This window comes from Alteribacillus bidgolensis (genome assembly GCF_002886255.1).
Classification (GTDB): Bacteria; Bacillota; Bacilli; order Bacillales; family Marinococcaceae; genus Alteribacillus; species Alteribacillus bidgolensis.
The window spans coordinates 3059289-3081030 of record NZ_KZ614149.1; the positions used below are offsets into that span (position 1 = coordinate 3059289).

Annotated in this window: 22 protein-coding genes; 1 reads left to right on the forward strand and 21 read right to left on the reverse strand. The window is 40.2% G+C overall.

Features of this window, described 5'->3' with window-relative positions:
- Nucleotides 1-203 precede the first annotated feature (203 nt).
- Nucleotides 204-1169, reverse strand: coding sequence for a nuclease-related domain-containing protein (locus CEF16_RS15100; protein ID WP_091586649.1), 966 nt, complete (start codon nucleotides 1167-1169; stop codon nucleotides 204-206).
- Nucleotides 1170-1901: 732 nt separating this feature from the next.
- On the reverse strand, nucleotides 1902-2159 hold the full coding sequence (locus CEF16_RS15105) for a hypothetical protein (RefSeq protein WP_091586647.1): 258 nt from the start codon (nucleotides 2157-2159) through the stop codon (nucleotides 1902-1904).
- Nucleotides 2160-2652: 493 nt separating this feature from the next.
- Here CEF16_RS15105 and CEF16_RS15110 point away from each other — a divergent pair, with 493 nt between their 5' ends.
- A complete protein-coding gene (locus CEF16_RS15110) occupies nucleotides 2653-4302 on the forward strand; it encodes an S-layer homology domain-containing protein (RefSeq protein ID WP_170031987.1) in 1650 nt (549 codons plus the stop codon).
- A gap of 59 nt (nucleotides 4303-4361) precedes the next feature.
- Here CEF16_RS15110 and CEF16_RS15115 read toward each other — a convergent pair whose 3' ends face one another.
- The 19 genes from CEF16_RS15115 to CEF16_RS15205 form a co-directional block, all read right to left on the reverse strand.
- Entirely contained in the window at nucleotides 4362-4541 is a 180-nt protein-coding gene (locus CEF16_RS15115) for a hypothetical protein (RefSeq protein WP_091586643.1), read from the reverse strand.
- 17 nt (nucleotides 4542-4558) lie between these two features.
- The gene (gene fabZ / locus CEF16_RS15120; protein WP_091586641.1) at nucleotides 4559-4993 is read right to left on the reverse strand and encodes a 3-hydroxyacyl-ACP dehydratase FabZ; all 435 of its coding nucleotides are present in this window, start codon (nucleotides 4991-4993) and stop codon (nucleotides 4559-4561) included.
- A 150-nt stretch (nucleotides 4994-5143) separates the two neighbouring features.
- Nucleotides 5144-5458, reverse strand: coding sequence for a DNA-directed RNA polymerase subunit beta (locus CEF16_RS15125; protein ID WP_091586639.1), 315 nt, complete (start codon nucleotides 5456-5458; stop codon nucleotides 5144-5146).
- A 30-nt stretch (nucleotides 5459-5488) separates the two neighbouring features.
- The gene (locus CEF16_RS15130) at nucleotides 5489-6337 is read right to left on the reverse strand and encodes a flagellar hook-basal body protein (RefSeq protein ID WP_091586637.1); all 849 of its coding nucleotides are present in this window, start codon (nucleotides 6335-6337) and stop codon (nucleotides 5489-5491) included.
- Nucleotides 6338-6418: 81 nt separating this feature from the next.
- Nucleotides 6419-7249 (reverse strand): flagellar hook-basal body protein, encoded by an 831-nt coding sequence (locus CEF16_RS15135; protein ID WP_091586635.1) that lies wholly within the window; start codon nucleotides 7247-7249, stop codon nucleotides 6419-6421.
- 153 nt (nucleotides 7250-7402) lie between these two features.
- The gene (gene mreB / locus CEF16_RS15140) at nucleotides 7403-8407 is read right to left on the reverse strand and encodes a rod shape-determining protein MreB (RefSeq protein ID WP_091586633.1); all 1005 of its coding nucleotides are present in this window, start codon (nucleotides 8405-8407) and stop codon (nucleotides 7403-7405) included.
- A gap of 443 nt (nucleotides 8408-8850) precedes the next feature.
- Complete coding sequence (spoIIID, locus tag CEF16_RS15150; protein WP_091586629.1) at nucleotides 8851-9129, reverse strand: sporulation transcriptional regulator SpoIIID; 279 nt, start codon at nucleotides 9127-9129, stop codon at nucleotides 8851-8853.
- A gap of 407 nt (nucleotides 9130-9536) precedes the next feature.
- Nucleotides 9537-10196: a 3'-5' exonuclease gene (locus tag CEF16_RS15155; protein ID WP_091586627.1), complete on the reverse strand. Its 660-nt coding sequence runs from the start codon at nucleotides 10194-10196 to the stop codon at nucleotides 9537-9539.
- 36 nt (nucleotides 10197-10232) lie between these two features.
- A complete protein-coding gene (locus CEF16_RS24510; RefSeq protein WP_342750505.1) occupies nucleotides 10233-11267 on the reverse strand; it encodes a DUF294 nucleotidyltransferase-like domain-containing protein in 1035 nt (344 codons plus the stop codon).
- A gap of 1 nt (nucleotide 11268) precedes the next feature.
- Nucleotides 11269-12168 (reverse strand): CBS domain-containing protein, encoded by a 900-nt coding sequence (locus CEF16_RS24515; RefSeq protein WP_245917892.1) that lies wholly within the window; start codon nucleotides 12166-12168, stop codon nucleotides 11269-11271.
- A complete protein-coding gene (locus CEF16_RS15165; RefSeq protein ID WP_091586625.1) occupies nucleotides 12152-13813 on the reverse strand; it encodes a sodium:solute symporter family protein in 1662 nt (553 codons plus the stop codon). The genes CEF16_RS24515 and CEF16_RS15165 overlap by 17 nt, the downstream gene beginning before the upstream one ends.
- A gap of 79 nt (nucleotides 13814-13892) precedes the next feature.
- Nucleotides 13893-14195, reverse strand: coding sequence for a DUF4212 domain-containing protein (locus CEF16_RS15170; RefSeq protein WP_091586623.1), 303 nt, complete (start codon nucleotides 14193-14195; stop codon nucleotides 13893-13895).
- A gap of 120 nt (nucleotides 14196-14315) precedes the next feature.
- Nucleotides 14316-14576: a hypothetical protein gene (locus CEF16_RS15175; RefSeq protein WP_091586621.1), complete on the reverse strand. Its 261-nt coding sequence runs from the start codon at nucleotides 14574-14576 to the stop codon at nucleotides 14316-14318.
- Nucleotides 14577-14605: 29 nt separating this feature from the next.
- A complete protein-coding gene (locus CEF16_RS15180; protein WP_091586619.1) occupies nucleotides 14606-14788 on the reverse strand; it encodes a hypothetical protein in 183 nt (60 codons plus the stop codon).
- A gap of 295 nt (nucleotides 14789-15083) precedes the next feature.
- The gene (spoIIQ, locus tag CEF16_RS15185; RefSeq protein ID WP_091586617.1) at nucleotides 15084-16010 is read right to left on the reverse strand and encodes a stage II sporulation protein SpoIIQ; all 927 of its coding nucleotides are present in this window, start codon (nucleotides 16008-16010) and stop codon (nucleotides 15084-15086) included.
- A gap of 124 nt (nucleotides 16011-16134) precedes the next feature.
- The gene (gene spoIID, locus CEF16_RS15190) at nucleotides 16135-17142 is read right to left on the reverse strand and encodes a stage II sporulation protein D (protein ID WP_091586615.1); all 1008 of its coding nucleotides are present in this window, start codon (nucleotides 17140-17142) and stop codon (nucleotides 16135-16137) included.
- Nucleotides 17143-18024: 882 nt separating this feature from the next.
- Complete coding sequence (gene murA, locus CEF16_RS15195) at nucleotides 18025-19347, reverse strand: UDP-N-acetylglucosamine 1-carboxyvinyltransferase (RefSeq protein ID WP_091586613.1); 1323 nt, start codon at nucleotides 19345-19347, stop codon at nucleotides 18025-18027.
- 659 nt (nucleotides 19348-20006) lie between these two features.
- Entirely contained in the window at nucleotides 20007-20237 is a 231-nt protein-coding gene (locus CEF16_RS15200) for a DUF1146 family protein (protein WP_091586611.1), read from the reverse strand.
- Between the two features lie 1079 nt (nucleotides 20238-21316).
- Nucleotides 21317-21718, reverse strand: coding sequence for a F0F1 ATP synthase subunit epsilon (locus tag CEF16_RS15205; RefSeq protein ID WP_091586609.1), 402 nt, complete (start codon nucleotides 21716-21718; stop codon nucleotides 21317-21319).
- Nucleotides 21719-21742: the final 24 nt, after the last annotated feature.

Consider the following 21742-nt stretch of genomic DNA (forward strand, 5'->3'; position numbering starts at 1 on the left):
TTCCCACCTGAAATTTCTCGATATGTGCTTAATTTTTGATTTATGTGCTCCATTTTTTCTTTTATGAGCTACTATATGTACTTTTGGCGTCTGACCGAATTGTTCTGCTTGGGGTCTGGCCCCACATAATAATGTCACACTGAATGATGAACACATGAAAACCTGGCCACATCATAAAAGCAAGCCAGGTCTTCATTTTTTATTCATTTTAATGAGAGATGATATCTTGTTCCTTTATAAGATCCTTCATACGGCAGTTTCATAGAGTGAAATAGTTTGGTTACTGCTGATCTTGAGCCCATATGAAGAAAACGCCTGGCTTCACGGTTGGATATCGTAGAATTTACAAGAAGGGAATAGTCACGAAGAGCCGACAGATGGGCATTTTTTGAAGAGGCAGAACACGAGGAGCATTTCCACTTTCCAAATGTTTTTGTCATAGGTAAACAGCAACAATCTGGACAAATTACCCCTGTCATCACTTCTGAGGTGGAAATGTGGTAACGCTGCAGCGCATCAAATGTATAAGGGTGGTTCTGTTTTATCAATATATCAGCAGTATCACGAAGGTCACGCTTAGATATTTTAGAATTTTGATGCTTTTTTTCAAAAGACTCAAATGTAAAAGGAAGATTGGCACTATGAATCACGTGTTGATACTGATTGCCGGATTCGGCAGACGTTTTCAAGTGAGTATAAGGACTGGTTATTACCACGCACGTTTCGATTGGAATAGGTTTGCAATTATTCTGGTTCAGCCAGTGAAATAGTTGATGCCGCTGCAATTTTACCTGCAGTATCGGATCAGGAAAGGCTTCTTCTGTCTCGTTGGATATTCGGATCATTTGTTGAAACGTCGGATCAAAGTATAAAGTGCCGGAGAAATTTTTCACTTCAATAATGAGATGGAACCGAGTGGAGAGAAGGAGAGTATCGATTTGGAAAAAGTGGTTTTTGTGAGGAAGGCGGAGGTCATTCAAAATCAGGTACTCATTATCGGGGAGAAAATGTAAATAATAATCCAACGATTTTTCTCCGTGGTACCCCGCTGCAGTTTTCGCATGTTCATCCTCTATTTCTTTTCTTTTTGGATGGTTGGAAGGAAGCCTTCGTAAAAGCGCCTCTAACTTTTGCAGTTTTAATGGGATTTTTCGAGGTTTTTCTATCAAATTATCACTCCTTTTTCTTCAAATAACTTAGTTCTGCATTTTCCGAGTGGTTCCTGCATTATAGGGGAAATTTTTTAAAGTATTTATATATATTATACTGAACGGCCAGCGGAGCCTGGCCCTCCAATTTTAATAGTCAGATAACGAGTACAGCGCCCGAGCTTGTCCGGTCAATGCACTACATACTCGGTAATATGTATATTATTAATGTTTTTATTTGCCTTTTCACTGGGATTTGAACGAAATGAATTTTTCTCCGAGGGGCGCACTCGATTTGAACACCATTCTTGAAAATATGAACTATTTTCTCTTTGGTATGAGCTTTGCTCTATCCTTTACGCGCCTGCCTCTCTCCTGCTGGTTCGATTCGATCTAGATTCGGTCGCTTTGAACACCTTTTCTGATAATATGAGCCACTTCCTCTTTAGTTTGAACATTTCTCTATCCTTTATGCGCCTTCCTCGCTCTTGATGCTTCGTTTCGATCTAGATTCGGTCGCTTTGAACACCTTTTTCGAAAATATGAGCCACTTCCTCTTTGGTTTGAGCTTTGCTCTATCCTTTATGCGCCTTCCTCACTCTTGATGCTTGGATTTAGTCTAATATTTTAGGTTATGCATTTACTTCGAGGAGATTTGATTCATTTTTTTCCTTTTATGAGCGTCTTTACTAGTTTTATGCACAAACTTAAGATTTAAAAAAGCACCCGTTTCGTGGGTGCTTGCTTGCAGTATTACTCTTCTATGATATCTTCAACTGGTTCTTCTTCGGAGGTGCCTTCATTCTCTTCATTTTTTTCTTCAGAGCTTTCTTCCACATTTGTCTCTTCGTCTGCAGGATGATCCGATTCGGTATGATCTTCTGTTTCTATTTCAAGCTCTTCTATCGTTTCTGTTTCTGTATTTTCTGCTGGTTCTTCACTATCGCCGCAAGCTGCTAATACTGCTGCTCCAAAAGCGGCTGCAGTAGTTAATAGCCATTTTTTGTTCATGGTGCCCTACCTCCGTTATAGGTTAGTTTTTCCGCTTTTTATTTTATCATTTGATATGCCTTATCCTAGCAAAACAGAATTGCTTCGGTCTATACATTGCGTCTTTTTTTGAATCTGTTTTACATTTTTTCAAAGGATGGAAGCATTGAGTGATTTTTAATTTGAGATGGAAAAAGTGTGTCTTATGCACATAGTCAGGAATTTAAATTTTGAGCCTCTGAAATTATACAGAATTCCTCTTCACAGACAAGCTAAATTTTCTTCCTTTTGTATTTTTAAGTGCTTCTTTCCCTTCGTTTTAAGCGAGACCCCTTCGTGTGTTAATTTTTGCTTCTACCGAAAATAAAAAACTTCTTTTCTTTGAAACCTATTAATAGATTCATTCGTAAACACATACGGAGTAATTTGCCATTTTCTCTAGATGAAGGTAAAAAGCCAGTGTATACTAGAATATGGCAAAGGAACAGCATTATATTTTTTAGGAGGGTACTTTATGAAAAAGTTGGCAAGTGCAGCACTTTCTGCTTCCTTGATTGCTTCTTTGGCATTGCCAAGTATGGCCGGGGCCAAGAATGCGTTTAAGGATGTAAAGGAAGACTTTTGGGCAAAGGATTCGATTGAATTTTTAGCTGGTGAAGGGATTATTACTGGTTATCCGGATGGAAGTTTCCGTCCTAACGAACCTGTGAAGCGTTCCCAAGCAGCAATCATGATTGCGGGGGCTTTGGACTTAGAAAGTTCAGAGGATCCTGGTTTTGAAGATGTAGGGGAAGGTGACTCTACATACGAAGCTGCTGCTGCAGTAGCCGAGGCTGGAATCATCGAAGGTAAAGATGATAAGTTTATGCCAAATCAACCTTTAACACGCGGACAAATGGCTAAAGTTTTGACGTTAGCATATGATTTTTCTGGCGAAGCAGAGGAAGATTTTGCTGATGTGAATGAAGATCACTGGGCTTATGAATATATTTCCGCTCTTTCTGCTAACGATATCGCAACGGGGTACGAAGAAGATCAAACGTTCCGTCCTAATCAGCCAACGACCCGTGCTCAGTTTTCTACTTTTATGAAAAATAGTATTGATGTTCCTTCTGAAAGTCCTGAACCAGAGCGGGATGAGGAAATTGTTCAGCTCCTCCAAGATACAATGGACGCTCAGTTAGCGCTTGACACATATACGTTTGACGGATCAATGGATATCATGATGAAATTCCCGGTTCCTGAAGACATTTCTGAAGAAGAACAAGAAATGATTGACGAATCCAGTGAAATGACAATGGATCTTAGTGGTACGTATCAAAAAGACCCACTGATTACAGAAGCAGTTATCGAACAGGAGATTCCTGGTTTTGATGAAACGATGGTTATGCCTTCTATCATGTCAGAAGATAAAAGCTATGAATACATTACAGACGCTGCATTCATGGGGTATCCAGAAGAGTGGCAGGATAAGTATATTGAATATGATTTTGAAGAAATGTTCGGAGAAGATGCAGGTTCTCTTTATGACGTGGAGCAGCAGCAAGAAATGATGCAGGAAGTGTATGACGTGCTGCTTGATCATTTCGGTACCGAATACTTTGAGCTTCATGATAGTCATGCATCTGTGCCAGCAGATATTACCTATGAACATATCTTGTCGTTTGAATTAACAAATGAAGACCTTGAGGAATTGACTTCTGTGTTTGAAGAATCGGTATGGCCGGAACTAGAGACTATTTTAGCTAACCCGCAGCTGGCTTCTACGCTTGGGCTGTCTGCACAAGAAGCACAAAAGCTTAATGAAGAAGCGGATGCAGACTTCGATGAATTTCTCAGTAACCTAAACCTAGAAAACTTTGAAATTTATCAAGCTATTGATGAAGATAACTATGTCGTATTTGATACTGGAAACATTGCAGTAAATTACACCGATGAAGAAGAAACGATTTCTTTCGGTATTAACTATGAATTTTCTATGAGCGATTTCAATGAAGACGTTTCTTTCGAATATGGTCTTCCTGAAAATGAAGATGAAATCATCTCCTTTGATGAAGTGATGGAATGGCAGGAAGAGCAGCTTGAAGGAATCGAAGACTTTGAAGAGATTGAAGAAATGGAAGAAATCGATGAGGTAGAGGATATCGAAGAAGAGCAAGAATAGAACAAAAAGGACGCCTCTAATGTTGTCAGAGGGCGTCCTTTTTCATTTCGTTTGGCTTCTTACAAGCCATTGGTCAGCTTGTCTTCCCATTTCATAAAACCGAAAAATAATAAAATGGAAAGGATGCTTCCGGCAATCGGAGCAATAATGTCATCTGCTTTGGGGTCGGCTGTTCCAAGAAAAGAGCCAATAATTGTGACAATAATCAGCAAAGCTGCTGCAATAATGCTCACTTTCATACTATCGGGACCTCCCATTATTTCTCAGGATCTTGAAGAGCAAAAACAAGTTCTGTTTCCGCTGCTATGGTATCTCCCACTTTTGCCACGCCTTTTCCTTTTCCTATTTTTCCGCGTAATTTTAAAATCTCAACCTCGAGCGTAAGCTGGTCACCTGGTTTTACTTGCGATTTAAAACGACAATTTTCAATACCGGCAAAAAGAGCGAGCTTTCCTTGATTTTCTTCTTTTTTCAGTATAGCAACAGCTCCTGTCTGGGCCAGTGCTTCGATAATAAGTACACCTGGCATAACAGGGTAATCTGGAAAATGACCGTTAAAAAACTCTTCATTTGCCGAAACATTTTTCAAAGCAACGGCTCGTTTTCCTTCATCTAGTTCTGCTACTTTGTCAATGAGTAAAAACGGATAACGGTGAGGGATAATGTCTTTAATTTCTTGTATAGATAGCATGTGATGGTCCTCCTTTATGTATACGAAGGGTGTAGTCCATTTAAAAATGGCCCTCTTTTATTATACTTTGACCCTTTAGAAAAGGTAAACTTTCCTACAGTGCGAAAAAGAACTCCTTACTAACAAGCAGGAGTCCGCAATCATCATCCTTTATTTTCCATTCATAAAATTAAATAAGCTCTGCCACGTCTCCCAATTTAATATTTGAATGGATTTCCCCTCTCCTATGAGGGCATAGCCAACGATTAAACCAGCAATTAAACTAATGAGAAACAGCCCTAAAATAATAAGAAGCCTTACCCATATCGGCACCATTCTTATACGGTCGTTAGAAAGTTTCTTATTAAATCGAAACCACTTCTTCTTTCCATCTTTTTCATTCGTTTCAGATAGAGTTTCGGTTTCTTTTTCTTTATGTTTTTCTTCAGCAGCAGGTGCTTTTAGTGATTCTTCTTTTTGGTTCATATGTTTAATCTCCGTTTTTAAAATGATTCATTAACCGCGAACGCTGTTAATCAGACCCATCATTTGATCTCCTTGTGAGATAGCACGGGCATTAAAAGAATAATTACGCTGAGCGTTCATCATTTCTGTCACCGCTTTAGCCATATCCACATTGGATTGTTCTAAAGATCCTTGAATGAGTTGATTTTCTTCACCCGGAACAAACTCTACCACATCTGCTTCCTCTAAATCAAGTTCATCAAGGTCAGAAAAGCGGAAGTTGTTCCCTTCAGCGGCCTCTAGGAGCTGAGGTTTTGTGATGCGGGCCAATTCAATTTGTCCAATTTCAACCACTTCGTCATCCTCTAAAAGAGCATCAATCGTTCCGTCTTCTTGAAGGGTAAAGTCCCTAGCTCCCGCCGGAATGTCCATTCGTTCTCCGTCCCCATCCACCAGGTAATCACCCTGGTTGTTAACGAGTGTCCACCTGCCTGGACTTTCCGGGTTTTCTGATAGATAAAAAGATCCGTCTCTTGTATATTGGATTTCAGCTTCTCCGTCAGCAAGAGCCATAGACTCCACTTGGAAAAACGAGTCTTCTTCTGTTATAGCAAAGTCTAACTCACGGTCTGTTTCTAAAATCGAACCTTGGTCTAATCGAAGGGATGTTTGAGCAATGGCTGCCCCTGTTCCAACCCGAAGTCCTTCAGGTGTCAACCGCCCCGCTGCATTTTGCGGAACCGGCTGATTATTTACTTGTTGAAATAAGAGATCAGAAAAGGTTGATTCTCTTCTTTTATAACCAGTACGATCACTGTTCGCCAAATTATGAGAAATTCCATCCAGCTGATGCTGGAGCTGTCCTATCGTATTAGCTGACGAAAGCATAGATGAATACAACGGTCACATTCCTCCTGTTTTTCTATTTACGGCAGCTGCGCCTCTAGCTTAACCTTTATCTCACCAATCGGCGAGTTTTCTTTATCCGAGTCGTCCGATATCATTAACAGCTCTTTCCATGCTTTGGTCATAAGCTTGAAGAATACGCTGGTTAGATTCAAACAGCCGATAAGAGTTCATCATTTCTGTCATGGTCTCTCCAGGATCTACATTGGACCTTTCTAAAAACCCTTGATTTAATTGAAAGGTAATCTCATCATTTCCTATCGCACTAGGCAGTTCTTCTTCATCTGCTTCCCCTTCTAGGCGTAGCAGTCCACTTCCTTCTTTGACAAGGTCACTGGCATTTTCCGCGTAGGCAATATCAATTTGGCCTGCTTCCTCTCCTTCTTCATTTGTTACCAGCCCATTTTCATTTATAATAAAATTTTCATTTTCTACTTCAAGCGGCTCACCATCTTCACCCAGTACGTAATACCCTTGACTTGTGGTTAAAAATCCCTCACCATCAACCGTCCAATTGCCGTTTCTAGTGTAACGCTCTTCGCCGTCTTCAATGAGTACGGTAAAAAACAGAGATCCTTGTTCTCCGTCTTCATTTTCAGGGAGTATCCCCTGCAGTAAGCCCACATCTGTATTATTGCCAGTTTCCATCATATCACCCTGTTCGAAATTCGGGGTGCGATCCTGCAAATAAACCCCAGTAGCCAGCTCACCAATCGGTGTCGACGTTCTTCCAAATGGCGTATGATTATTTTTAGCTTGAATGAGCATCTCGGGGAATGTTCTTGTAGAACCCTTGTCTTCTTTAAATCCGGGAGTATTGATGTTTGACATATTGTTATTGAGCATTTCGGTGCGGCGCTGCTGGGTAATCATACCGGAAGCTGCTCCGTAAAAGCCTCTTAACATGTGTATTTCCTCCTCATCTTGGCTTACCGCCAAATCCAAATGGCGGAAGATCGCAGCTTTTCCAATTCCTAAAGTAAAATAAAGTCGTTCTTCTATCTATGATTACCTGTCCAAATGAAGATTGCTTTGTCCATGCCGAAACCCTTAATTATTTTATATTTTCACTTTTTTGCTGCTCATTTTGTCAAGGTTTTCAAGCAGGATCCCCGTTCCATTAGCGACACAATGCATTGGTTCTTCTGCAGTAATTACAGGAACCTTTAACTCATCTACTAAAAGCTCAGTCATCCCATTAAGAAGAGCGCCTCCACCTGTTATAATAACGCCGCGGTCAATAATATCTGCTGAAAGCTCAGGCGGTGTCCGCTCCAAGACATTTTTAGCTGCTTGAACAATATGATTCACTGACTCTGTTAATGCTTCATAAATTTCAGTAGAATTGATTGAAATTGTACGCGGAAGACCATTTACCATATCTCTTCCTCTGATTTCAAGCTCGTTTTCTCGTCCGCTAGGCGATACGGTTGCCACTTCTTTTTTCACTATTTCTGCAGTACGTTCCCCTATAAGCAGTTTGTATTTCTTTTTAATATGATTTAATATATCCACATCAAATTGGTCACCAGCTGTTTTAATTGAAGTTGCAGTTACAATGGAACCCATCGATAATACTGCGACATCTGTGGTGCCCCCGCCAATATCAACTACCATATTGCCGCTTGGCTGAAAAATATCCATCCCCGCACCAATGGCCGCGACTTTCGGCTCTTCTTCAATAAATACGTTCTTACTTCCGCTCTTTTCTGCCGCTTCAATAATAGCCTTTTGTTCCACTGACGTTATATTGGTTGGACAGCAAATCAAAATCCGCGGTTTTGACATTACACTCTTGGCATTGATTTTCGTTAAAAAGTGTTTCAGCATTGCTTCTGTGTGGTCAAAATCGGCAATAACTCCATCTTTCATGGGGCGGATAGCCACAATATTTCCGGGGGTGCGCCCTACCATTCTAAATGCTTCTTCTCCTACCGCCATTACCGTTTTAGTATCTTTATCTATGGCAACAACCGCAGGCTCATCCAGTACAATTCCTTGTCCTTTTATATGTATGAGCACATTGGCTGTACCTAAATCAATGCCAATATCCCTGCCAAACATGCCTTCATTCCTCCTTCAAATGTAAAAACTCCCAATAATCTATTTCTATGGAACTCTTTTTATCTCACTTAGAATATTTTCATTCTAAGGTATCAAGTCGTTAGTCTCTAATATTGTATTTTATCACATATAGGATAAAATCGGAATATATTTGAAAATTTATGTCGAATAATGAAAGCAGTATAAATTATACGATCGAAAAGCTTGTCGTTAAGCTTACTTTGCTCTGCATGCTCGCCTGTTGTCAAAAAATCTTTTGTGTTTTTTATAGCATAAAAAATCGCCCCGATCCTGTAAAAACGGGACACATGATTAGTTATTCCTTTTTTGACTCCGAACATACGTTAAGCTGTCTCAAAAGAGTCCCCACTCCCTTTTGAAACAGCCTGCTTTTACATAAATTCATATAGGAGACGAGTCTTAATTCTTCTCCTACTTTGTTGTTAAGCTGAAGGTTCTGTTTCAAGCTGCTGTTTGTCTCTGCTATATTTTATTTTCGTCGCTTCTCCTCCCCGGAGGTGACGAATTGATTTATGGTACTCTAAAATATACTTTACTTTCTCAGCAAGTTCTGGGTTTATGTCAGGCAGCCTTTCTGTTAAGTCTTTATGCACTGTACTTTTAGAAACACCAAATTCTCTGGCAATCGTCCTTACTGTTTTGCGAGTTTCCACAATATACCTGCCCATCTTGATGGTTCGTTCTTTGATGTAATCGTGCACACCACTCGCCTCCTACTCCAATCTTGGTGATTTAGTACATTTTATTAATAGAAGGCGTCAGATATACCAAAAAGTCTGATAGGACAAGGGTTTTGCTTGTATATTATTGAGAAAAAAGTTTTCGACAACCAGAAAGCTGTTGTTTTTTGTCGCTATTAAAGGAATTTTAATTTCTGGGTATAGGAAAATTAGAAAAACTTGGCTTACCGCCAAGTCCAAATGGCGGAAACCGTAGTATTTCTTATACTTTGATCCTTTAGCAAAGTTAAACTTTCCTAAAGTACAAAAAAAGGAGCGCTGTCCTGGGACAAGCTCCTTTCATTAGTTTTGTATTTCACTATAGGTTGTGGCGGACCGCGGTACGATATAGCTTTTTATTTTGATCCAACTAGATAGAATCACATTGGTTAAAAAGGCATTTTCCTGATATCGTTGCGTGTAATTTCTATTAAGTCACCGAGTGTGCTTTTCCCTCGGTCGCTAATATGGTGAAAAAGCTCAATTAATAAATGAGCGGTGGTAAGAGCATCTCCGAGGGCACTATGACGTTCAAAAATTTTGGAACCGAACTGTACGGCATAATGAGTGAGATCACGCATATCCCAGGAAGGATTTAAATAACCGATCACATCCAGCGTGTCAATAAATAAAGGTTCATCAAATGTATATTTATATCGTTGTAATTCTTTTTTTAACACCATAATATCAAACGCAAGGTAGTGGCCGACCCAGCCGCCGCTGTCATTTTTCTCTACAAATTGATAAAATGCTTCAATTGCTTCTAGCGCATTAGGAGCACCGTTTACTTGATTTTGTCGAATTCCAGTGAGCTTCATTATTTCCTGGGGAATATTGCGCCCGGGATCCACATACGTTTGAAAAGTGTCGTCTGTCACTTCCATTCCATCTACCTGAACTGCCCCAATTTCAATCATTCTGTCCTTGCTTCCAACAGCAAATCCGGTTGTTTCGGTATCAAACACTGTAAAGCGCATTTCGTTTAAAGGAGTATCGAGCGGCATCTGGTTATTTAATTGGTAATGGAGGGATTTCTTTTTCCAAAACATTATTGTGTTCGCTCCTTTGTTCTTCCATTGCTTCCTTTACATCATGCCAAACGTATGGACGGTTTGGGATTGCAGAGAACGAATCGATTTTAAGGCAGATATTAACTCCTCTTTATCTCTGGACTTCATTTGAGTGAATTTAATTTCACTTGAATTGCCTTCTCCTCGCATATATCGGTTCCAGGATTGTTCTACTCTGATTTTTAACACCACCTGATATGCAAAATGCAGATCCTCGGCCGTTTGTTCACTTAATACAGACTTCTCTTTTAGGGAAGTAATCATATGAAGAGGAGTTTGACCGAATATACCGTTTTTTGCTGACAATATTTGTAAAGAGTGATGAAAAGGGAACAGGGCGTGTTTTTTTATATCTATCCCTTGTTTTTTTACTCTAAAAAGCGCACGGATGGGATGGTCTAACGTAGGCACAGGGTTATTTTTTTCTTGTTCTGCTGCGCGGAACAAAAATATTTTTGATGTTTGAAGCTGCTCATGCACCATTCGGACAAACTCATCTTTTAACGATGGGTCCCCGTATATATAACGAAAGGCAAGAAAGTTATGGCCAAGCAAAATATTTTCATTTGTAGCACGAAGCCCCCACGTTCTGAGACGTTCTCTCCAATGAGAAATTTTTCCCCGCCAATTGGTTTCGCTTGCCATCATATTTCCATCACAGCGCTTGTATCCTGCCCGTTCGAGCCAATAAACGATTTCATTTCCTAATGCCCGAAAATAAGTCTCTGTTCTTTCTTTCTCTTTTTCGCTTTCAGGATCCCCGTATACAAGAAAATGGTCCTGGTCAGTAAGCATAAATTGCTCCGCTCTTCCTCCGCTGCCCATTAAAAAGAAAGCAAAAGCTGCTGGCGGTTCTCCGTATTTCTTCTTTACTCTTTGAAAAGCAAGATCAACGCAATGACGAACTAACCGATCATATAGCTTTGTTACTATTTCGAGAGTGTGAAGCGTTGGAATTTCATCCTGAATTAAATTGGCAAGGACATCGTAAATTGCGTTTTTTACAATTGGGAGTGTTTTTTCATCAGATGATTCTATTTCTTGTAAAATATCAAACTTCCCGCGATTTTTTTTTTAATAAGTCCGATAATGTAATCATTCCGATGATTTTCTTGTGGTCATCCTCCTCTGCAACAGGAAGGTGTTTCACTCCGTTCATGAAAAAACTCGACATCGCTTCGTAATAATAAGCTTGCCTTGTGATGATGTAAGGATTTTTGCTCATAATTTCTGCAGCCGTGGTTTTCCCGTCTTTACTAAAAGCCACCACACGCTGAACCAAATCCTTTTCCGTGATAATACCAGCCAAGTGTTTCTGTTCATTTTCCACGATGACGGAACTGGCATTTTCTTTTACCATTTTTTCTGCGACTTCAGCTATTGGTGTTTGGCTGGTTACTTTAACGGCAGGCGCAGTCATCATATCCTGCACCCTCTGAATAAACGGATCTGATTCTCCCCACTGATTGGCAAGATGGACTTGTTCAGCAAGAGAAGCGTAAATATCGCGAAGCCGCACTGATACTTGACGAAGCACATAATCTCTCACTTCTTCCTCGGTCCAGCGAGCTTCCATGACGGAATATGGGATGTGAAGGCATACAGCATCCTCAACCGCTCTCACTTCAACAGTGTAAGGATACTCGTAATGAGCAGGTTCACCAAGAAAATCAGCTAGACTAGAAAAACCGATAATTTCTCCTCTTTCAAGCACTTCAAGTACTTCGTAGTTATTATTGGTTTCGTGAAAAGCTACGTATACCTCCGCTATGCCTTTTAAGATTAAGAGCAAGCCGTTTCGAGGGCTTTGCGAGTAAAGAATTCTTTCTGATATCTCGTATGTATTTATCGTGCATTTTTCCATAAAAGCGCCAAATTCAGCGGCAGGTGCGCCGCTGAATATGGGATGGTTATAAATTTGGTCATAATAAGCTTTATTTTCCTGTTCCATCGTTCATCCAAACCTCGCCATCTTTGTATGTCATTTGTTCCGGGTAACGAAGATCAATGACATCATCTTGCAAGTGTTGGGCTGGCGGTGCTGTAACAAGCGATACGATCACACAAGCAAGGAAGTTAATAGGTACACCAATAACCCCCGCGCCGGTGTCTTGGATACCAAAGAGCGTGATATCGTTCATCGCTAAGAAAATGTAGCAAAGCGTGCTGGCAAGACCAACAAGCATACCCGTAACTGCACCTTGTGCGTTCATGCGTTTCCACCATACACCAAGGAACAGTACAGGGAAGAAAGTACCTCCAGCTAATGCGAACGCCCATGCTACAATCTGGGTAATAACACCTGGCGGGTCTAATGCTACAAGACCTGCAACCACAGTGGAAAGGACTATGGCAATTCGGCCTGCGTTTAAGCGTCGTTTATCGGTAGCTTTTGGATTCATTAGACGATAATAAATATCGTGTGCAAAGGATGAAGAAATCGTTATGAGAAGTCCGCCTGCTGTAGATAACGCAGCAGCCATTGCTCCGGCAGCTACTAAACCAATAACAAACATTCCTAAGTTTGCGATTTCTGGTGTAGCCATAACGACCATGTCGTTTCCAACTGCAATTTCTGTCCAATCCAGCACACCATTTCCATCTTGATCGGCTATTTCCAATAATCCAGTATTAATCCAGCTGTCTGTCCAGCCAGGAAGCTCATCCATAGGCTGGCCGGCCACCTGGGTCATCAGGATAAAACGGGAAAAAGCGGCATAAGCTGGTGCAGATAAATACAAGAAACCGATAAATAACAGTGCCCATGCCCCGCTCCAGCGCGCTGCTTTCATTGTTGTCACCGTATAAAAACGGACGATAACGTGCGGTAAGGCTGAAGTACCAACCATTAATGTAAATAAGAGTGCAATAAACTGACTTTTGTCACTTTCTGCAAACGGAGCAAAATATTCAGAGAGACCTAACTCCCGGTCAATCGCTCCGATTTCATCTACCACATTTCCATAAGTAAGCCAAGGAAGTGGATTTCCAGAAACTTGTAAAGACATGAATACAATCGGAATAATATAAGCAACAATTAAGATGATATATTGAGCAACCTGTGTCCAGGTAACCCCTTTCATTCCGCCGAGTGAGGCATAAATCGCTATGATAACGACACCTATCATTGTTCCATACATTGCTGGAATACTAAATAGTCTCCCAATTACAACGCCGGAACCAGACAGCTGCCCAATAATATAAGTAAAACTAATTATAATGGTTGCAATCGCAGCAATAAGACGAGCTGGATTGCTGTCAAAACGGTCGCCGATAAACTCCGGTACAGTAAAACGGCCATATTTTCTAAGCTGAGGCGCAAGCAAAAACGTAAGCAGCAAATAACCGCCCGTCCAGCCCATAATATAAGCAAGACCGTCATAACCGAGCGCTAATACCGTTCCGGCCATACCAATGAATGAAGCCGCACTCATCCAGTCCCCGCCGATTGCCATCCCGTTCCAGAATGGCGGTATCCCGCGGCTGGCAACATAGAAGTCAGATGTTTGTTTTGCACGATTAAATATAGAAATACCAATATATAATGCAAAGGTAGCAAGTATAAGGCCAAGTGATACTAAAGTTTGTGCATCCAAGCGGATCCCCCCTAGTTAATGGTGCATATTTTTTTACATTGTTTTCTGTTATTTTTACTTACTCGTTGTAAGGTGGTTATTAATGGTCAACTGTTTTTCCGCTGCTGATAGAGGCATTTGCATCGTCATCTATTCCAAATTTCTTGTCCACATTATCACTTAGTACAGCGTTTAAAAATAAGCAGAGAATAAAAATAACCACTGCCCCTTGGGATCCCATATAATAATGGAATTCTACTCCTAAAAATTTAAATTGAGAGAAAAATTCAGCAAATGCTACGACGCCGAATGAAACGAGAAATCCAATACTTAAGAAAATAACAATTAATATAGTTCTTGTCCTAAAATAAGCGTCTGCTACTTCTTTATCGACTTTTTTCAAAATGCTTCACCTCCGCCAAGATATACAACATAGGATTTCTGCATCCAAGGACTTATTCGTTTTCACCTCCTTTAATTATTGATGAAACCGTTTACAGTTTATTAACTTTAAAATCTGCTTTTATGAAGCAGAATGATGTGAGAAATTATTCTCAGTATGTTTACAATCTTTGCAAATTTTTAACGGTGTTTTCTTCTTTGCTAGTAAATGATTTGTTAATATGACAGCCGGTATAAAAAGGAAAAAAACGGGATCAGCTAAAAACCCAAACAGTAATGCAGCCAATACAGGAAGCGTTGACGTAAAGAAGATATACCGTATCGGAGACATCACCCAAAGGTTGCTCTTACCGCATTTACTGCACTTTAATACTTCTGTCATATTCATCCTCCTGATCTGTCTTCCACATATTATCTAAATTCAAAAATCATTTGAACAGTTTCCCAAAACGGCATTGGCACCCGGGCAATTTCGATGATGAGGTAAAAGCCCATGGCTGCAAACGGCACCGTAAGAAGAAGCGGTTTTTTATATTTAATCGTTGCAATTAAACTCGCAATAGCTATGACCCAAAATAAAATGAGTGCCGTCATTTACTGTCTCTCCTTTCAACTCAATATTAGCAGGAAGCCGGAACTCCCGCATGAAGCACTGTTGCTTCTTTTAAATGAATTTTGAGTATTTGTACTCTAAAGGTATATTTTATCGTTGTTATAATACACATTATTTCAAATTTTCTGATACAAAGTCAACTAATTTTGTTGAAAATTTGTCAAAAATTTATGGGAAGATTTTTTAATTGAAAATATAAAGAAATAAATCCCGGAGAAGGTACAAAAAAACTGCCCGGCGGCCGAGAACCCGGACAGTTTTGTCGCTATTTGAATATTATTCTTCTTCCTCTTCTTTAGCGGAATCATCTTGTTCATCTGAAGAATCACTTTCATCGGTTTCTTCTTCATCTGTTTCTTCTTCATCGTCTCCGTCAAAAATCGGGAATTCATCTAAAGAAGATTCTTCTTCTTCATTTGCTTCATCATTAGTGTCTTCTTCTTTTGCACTTTCTTTATTGCCGTCTTCTGGCTGTTTTACATCCTTAAGCTTCTGATGAAATGCATCAGAAGGATTTAATGGCTCGCCATTCATACGGATTTCAAAATGGGCATGAACCCCAGCATCACTGTTATACACATTTCTGCCAGCTGAGCCAATAACGGATCCTTGCGTAATAGTATCGCCTTCTTCAACTTTAAGGTCCTCTAAGCTGTTGTAGGAAGTGACGATATCATTAGGATGCTTCACATCAACGACATATCCTAGAACATCATCTTTTTCTGCTTTCACTACTTCACCAGTGGCTGCTGCAGTTACTTCAAAGGTTTCTCCATCATTTGCTGCGATATCAATACCTTTGTTTTGATAATACATATTATTGTAATAAACTAGAGCGTCTTGTTGTTCCTCGGCTGCTGCGTCATGATCGTAATAATATCCAATGATATCTACGCTCTCTTCATCCATTACTGGCATTTGAATTGTTTCATCTTCTGCTGCTGTAGGGACTGACTCTTTTTCACCTGTTCCCGGATTTTCGGATGCATTGTTCCATTCCTGCTCGTCACCGAATGGTTGGTCTTCCTCGGCCTGGTCAGTTCCGGCAGGACTTTGAATGAGAAAATATGCTCCTAGGAGTACGGCACATGCGCTTAGGTAGACTGCAGGCCAAAACCAGCTTTTTCTACTCCATTGACGCACTTTGCTTCTCACTCCTCTTGATTCGCGGGAAGCAGATTGCTGTTTTTCTTCATCTTTCATTTGTTATCACCTCAGCACCCATTCTGATCAGATGCGAGGAAAAATATACCTTTTAATAAAAAAATAATCAGAAATTTTGCTCTAAACTGTTCTATAGGCGTTAAATATAGGTTTTTTGAACTGCTTAAAGACTCGAAATGTCTACTCCTTTATAGTAATGGTGCAATATATCTTTATAATCTTTTCCTTCTTTTGCCATTCCGTCCGCTCCATATTGACTCATTCCAACGCCGTGGCCCCATCCCTTTGTCGTGAATAAAAATTCTTCCCCTTCGCGTGAAATTTGAAAATCACTCGAGTGAAGGTTCAACTTTTCTCGAATGTCTCTTCCCGAAAAGGTTTCTCCACCTAATTTCAGTTCAGCTACACGACCGCCATCTGTCCTGCTTATAATCTCTCCTGTTTCGTTTGCGGCAATGGAGATGCCTAAAAGCCGCTCAACCTCTGCTGCCGCAATACGCTTTGCATTTTCATATTGAGGAGATCCTTGATCCCATGGACTTTCTACACTTTGTAAGTATGGTACTGGATTTTTCCAATAATCTTCTGCGTTTTCCGTGTAGCCGTTACTTGTCGAAAAGAAAGCTGCTGTAATTGGTTCACCTTCATAAGTTAAAACCTGCCCTTTTGTAGCAAGCACAGCCTCTTTTACACGGTCCATTTTCCATTGATAATCGTCTCCCCACTTTTCCCGCAGTTCTTCTTCATTTTGATACACTTGATGCATTTGCGTATCTGTCACAAGAGCGTTTTCCGGCAGATTTATATCAGAGGGCGAAATCATTTCTCGTGCTATAAAGGTTCGGGCCGTCAAAGCTTGTGCCTTCAAAGCTTCTATTTCAAACTCTGCTGGCATTTCAGAGGCGACTACACCTGCAACATACTCCTCAAGTTCCATTTCTTCCACTGTCTCTGTTTCATTTCGAAATACTGGAATGCTCACGTTTTCCATCTCTGTTGCAAGTTCTGATTCTTGTTCTTCCTTGGTCAGCTTTACTGACGTTTGGCTGCTTTCATCTCCAGAGATCTCAGCATCATTTTCAACTTCTCCGCCTGGGAGTAAAACAAATAAAACAGGAACAAGAAAAAACAATCCGAAGAATAACAGCGGAACAAAAATCCATTTATGCATGGCACAGCCTCCCGTCACAGAATCAAATCGAGCCAGGAAGATGTAATACGATATTTGCTCACGCTAACCCTGACTAGCATTTTTTGCCATGACACACTATATGAGTGAAAAAACAGCTTTATGATTGACACAGCATGATGATAATGTGTCCGTTAAATTACTCAATTTATATGAGGGTTTGGGGTGAATATGGACTCAATTCATGCTCCTAACGTGGACAGTATATGGATAGGAAGGATGCTTTCAGCCCAGGAAAGGCTGAGTAAACTCAAGAATGAGGCTTCAATTATATAAGTCGTTATGTAGAAAGGCGCTCATTTTCAGATGAAAAGCGGTTCATAACTTCTAGATGGCAGGTATACTTCCTTTCACTTTGATCAAATACTTTCTTTCTGGATCGTATTGCGGCCCTCTTTTTGAAGGTGGTGCATTTCCTCTTCAATGTGGATCATATTTTCCTGACTGGGGCGCATTTCTACTCTTACTTAGATCAAATTCCTTCATTCTGAATCGTAATGGAGTCCTTATTTTAAAAAGGGACATTTCTTCTTCAATTTGGATCATATTTTCCTAATTGGGACGCTTTTCTGCTCCCACTTTGATCAAATACTTCCTTTCTGGATCGTAAGTCTACTCCTCTTTTTGAAAATGGTGCATTTCTTCTCCAATGGAGTCATATTTTATATATTGTAACGCAATTCTGCTCTAACTTTGTTCAAATACATAAATCCCGATCTAAAGCCATAAACCAAATATAGGGGGTCTGGCCCCAAAAAGTGTCAGTTGGGCCACCACTGCAGCATCTCGTCTTATGTTTTTATTATTCCGTAATGCACAAAGCACAAAAAAACCGGCGACCTTTTAGGTACCGGTTTCTTCTTTTTAATTATTCGCCGTACGCAGAACTGCTGCATCTTGTTGTATTTCTTCAGTTTCGGTGACGTCTGCTTCATGAACGCGTTCTACTCGTGCACCAAGAGTTTGCAGCTTTTTGTGAAAATCAACATAGCCGCGATCCAAATGCCGAAGTTCTGTTACAGATGTTTCACCTTCTGCAACCAATCCAGCTAAAATTAATGCTGCTCCTGCACGTAAATCGGTGGCTGCGACTTCAGCTCCCTGAAGGCGGACGGGACCGCTTATAATAGCTGTTCTTCCTTCAATTTTAATATCTGCGTTCATACGACGGAATTCTTCTACGTGCATGAACCGGTTTTCAAATACGGTCTCTGTGATAACTGCTGTTCCTTTTGCCTGCGTTAAAAGAGCCATAAATTGAGCTTGCATATCGGTTGGAAAACCGGGGTGCGGCATCGTTTTTACGTCTACAGGTCTTAGAATGTCAGGACCGATTACTTTCATTCCGTTATCGTGCTCTTCAATAATAACACCCATTTCACGCATTTTTGCTACAAGTGGGCGTAAGTGCTCGTGAAGAGCGCCTTCTACGAAAACCTCTCCACCTGTGATAGCCGCTGCGATCATAAACGAACCTGCTTCAATGCGATCTGGAATGATATTATGTGCTGCGCCGTGCATATTGTCGACACCTTCAATTTTAATCGTGCCGGTTCCTGCACCACGAACTTTTGCTCCCATTGCATTTAAATAATTAGCAAGATCTACAATTTCTGGTTCTTCTGCTACATTTTCTAAAATAGTGGTTCCTTCTGCTAATGTAGCAGCCATCATAATATTTTCCGTTGCACCGACACTAGGAAAATCAAGATAAATTCGAGCGCCTTGCAATCGATGCTTTACTTTAGCTTCAATGTAGCCTTTTCCGATTTCCACGGTGGCACCCATTGCTTCAAATCCTTTAAGGTGCTGATCGATCGGCCTGGACCCAATCGCACATCCTCCAGGAAGAGCAATATGCGCACGTCCCTTTCTTGCGAGCAGCGGACCCATCACAAGAAACGATGCACGCATTTTTCGGACATATTCAAATGGTGCTACTGTTTTTAATGAACCTCTGCAATCAGCAGTAAAAACTCCATCTTCATAATTTACGTCAGCGTCCATATAATTTAAAACATTTTTCATTGTAAATACATCCGCTAGTGGTGGTACATCATAGATAGTGCTGGTTCCTTCTTTAGCAAGGAGTGAGGCGGCGATAACAGGCAGTACAGCATTTTTTGCTCCCTCAGCTTTCACTGTACCTTTAAGCCGCTTTCCTCCTCTAACTTTAATTTTATCCAACGTATTCCCCTCCGCGTCCTAAAAAGGTCCTGTATTTTGTACTGTTAGGAAAGAAAAATTTGATAACGATAAAGAAAAACTTTAGCTTTTTCCATGAGGCTCGGCTAAAAGCCGAGTTTTTGTACGAATACTGATTAATTAATCATATCCTGCATGTCGTTCTGGTTCGTTTTTATCTCTAGGGACAATGAAAGACAGGATATATGCTTTACTTTATACGTATTCATTAGTTTATATAGGCGTTCCCTGTCCTTCGCGGAAACGGGCGCCCAATCTGTGTTTATTACACTTTAGGAATGTTTAACTTTGTTAAAAGGATCAAAGTATAAGCAAAACTACGACTTCCGCCATTTGGACTTGGCGGTAAGCCAAGTTTTTCTAATGGCTTCTTTAATTAAAAGTAATGGTCTCTTTTAGCAAGGGCTCGATAGCTTAGTCGCCAAAAGAATAATTAAGTTACACCGATGCTTTCATTTTTTGTGTGACATAACGAGGCTTATTTTCCCGTTTTTTCTACATTAAACTTGTTTTTTCGACACGAAAAATACAGAAAATTCATTGGCTCTGCCTGTCTTCTTATTATTCATTTTCACCTTTGAAAACGAGTACATACATGGAAGATCAAGGGGATGAGTGCATGCCCTGCCACTTTGCATTATTTAAAATAAATAACGCAGCATAAGCGATCCTTGAAAATATTCGAGGAAAAAAGAACTGACAAGATGACTGATGGCTATTGTTACCAAGATCATCAGCATTTTCGCCTTTGCTCCTTCTGGATTTCGGACAAACACGTCAAATCGAAACGCTTGTAAACTCCACCAGACTACGACCAAAAAAAAGAGGTTTACCACGATATGTAACACCGCTTCTTGTCCTTCAGGGTGCATGTTCAAAACTCCTTAAAACCATACTTGCCCTCTTTTACAATCCGAAGAGTATCATAGGGCATTTTCAAATTAATGAGAAGAGTCGTTGTACCTAAGTTTCCCCTTTTACATCCTAACACTGTATTTTAATATGTTATAACATCATTTTCTATAACAACTAAACAAAGTTTTTAAATTTGTAAAATTAGGACAAGAAAGGTAACATATCGTTCATGTTTTGGAATTTTTAAGCAGCTTATTTTGCATGTACCACTATTGTATTAAATTTAAACAAAAAGAGATATAAAATTTGTGAACTTTTTTACGTTTGTATTACAATCATGATAATAGTGGCATGATATGGCGGAACACCCATAAACTAAAGTGAGTCTTAGAGTATCAAAGGTTATAAGGTAATAAGAACATATATTCTTGGGTGAAAAGTATCATTAAAAGTGTTAATTTCAACTATTTGTCACTTGTTCTTCACTTAATAAAGGAAAGCAAAAATCCAACTGCAAGAACCATTCATAACAAATTTAAGGGAAATATCTAAGGTAACTTCACAAGACCAGTGTGCTTTACGTCAAGTAGTAAACTGCTTCCATACTGACTGTTCTAGTTTTTTGAATTGATTTTTTCGTAACACGTATACGTCTGCAGTGCTATACTTCTACATAATTAGAAAACTAGGCTTACCAGGCGTAGTTTTGCTTATACTTTGATAGAGTTAAACATTCCTAAAGTTTAAGAAAAGCACAAGCGCCCTGAAAAAAGTGTTGCTAATGCAAAGGAACTCACAAATATTGACGCACAGGATGTATCGTTTTGGCTGCATCCAAGAATCTGCTGGTTTCGCGAACGTCTTGTTCCGTATGCAAAGTCAACTGTTGTGAGATAAATTCAGCTTACTAGCGGGTTCTTTAAAACAAATCCCGGTCGTTATATTATATAGTGGACTGATTCGTTTTATGTTAAAAAAACTTTTCTTGCAGCCATGTTCATACTACGTCCTATTGATTACCGCAAAAACATTTTATACTTCAAAAAAAGCTGTTCTGAAACAATCAGACATGCTTCAGAACAGCTTTTAATTTAAATTACTTTCCAGCTACCTCAAGTCTTGTGTTAGCTCTTTTCAGGGCAAGCTCGGCCCGTTTAAAGTCGATCTCTTCCTGTTTGGCACGGTTAAGCCGGTCTTCTGCCCGTACTTTCGCCTCACGGGCACGTTCTACGTCGATTTCTGACGGCGTTTCTGCCGCTTCGGCGAGAATCGTAACTTTATCCGGACGGACCTCAATGAAGCCGCCGCTAACAGAAACAAGTTGTACTCTTGATTCATGTTTCAGGCGGGCAGCGCATACCGCAAGCGGTGCAACCAACGGAATGTGACCTGGCAGTATACCTAGTTCCCCGCTTTGTGCGCGGACACTGACCATTTCTACATCCCCTTCATATACTGTGCCATCAGGAGTGACAACATTGACATTTAACGTTGACATGATTAATCCTCCTTAACAGCATCC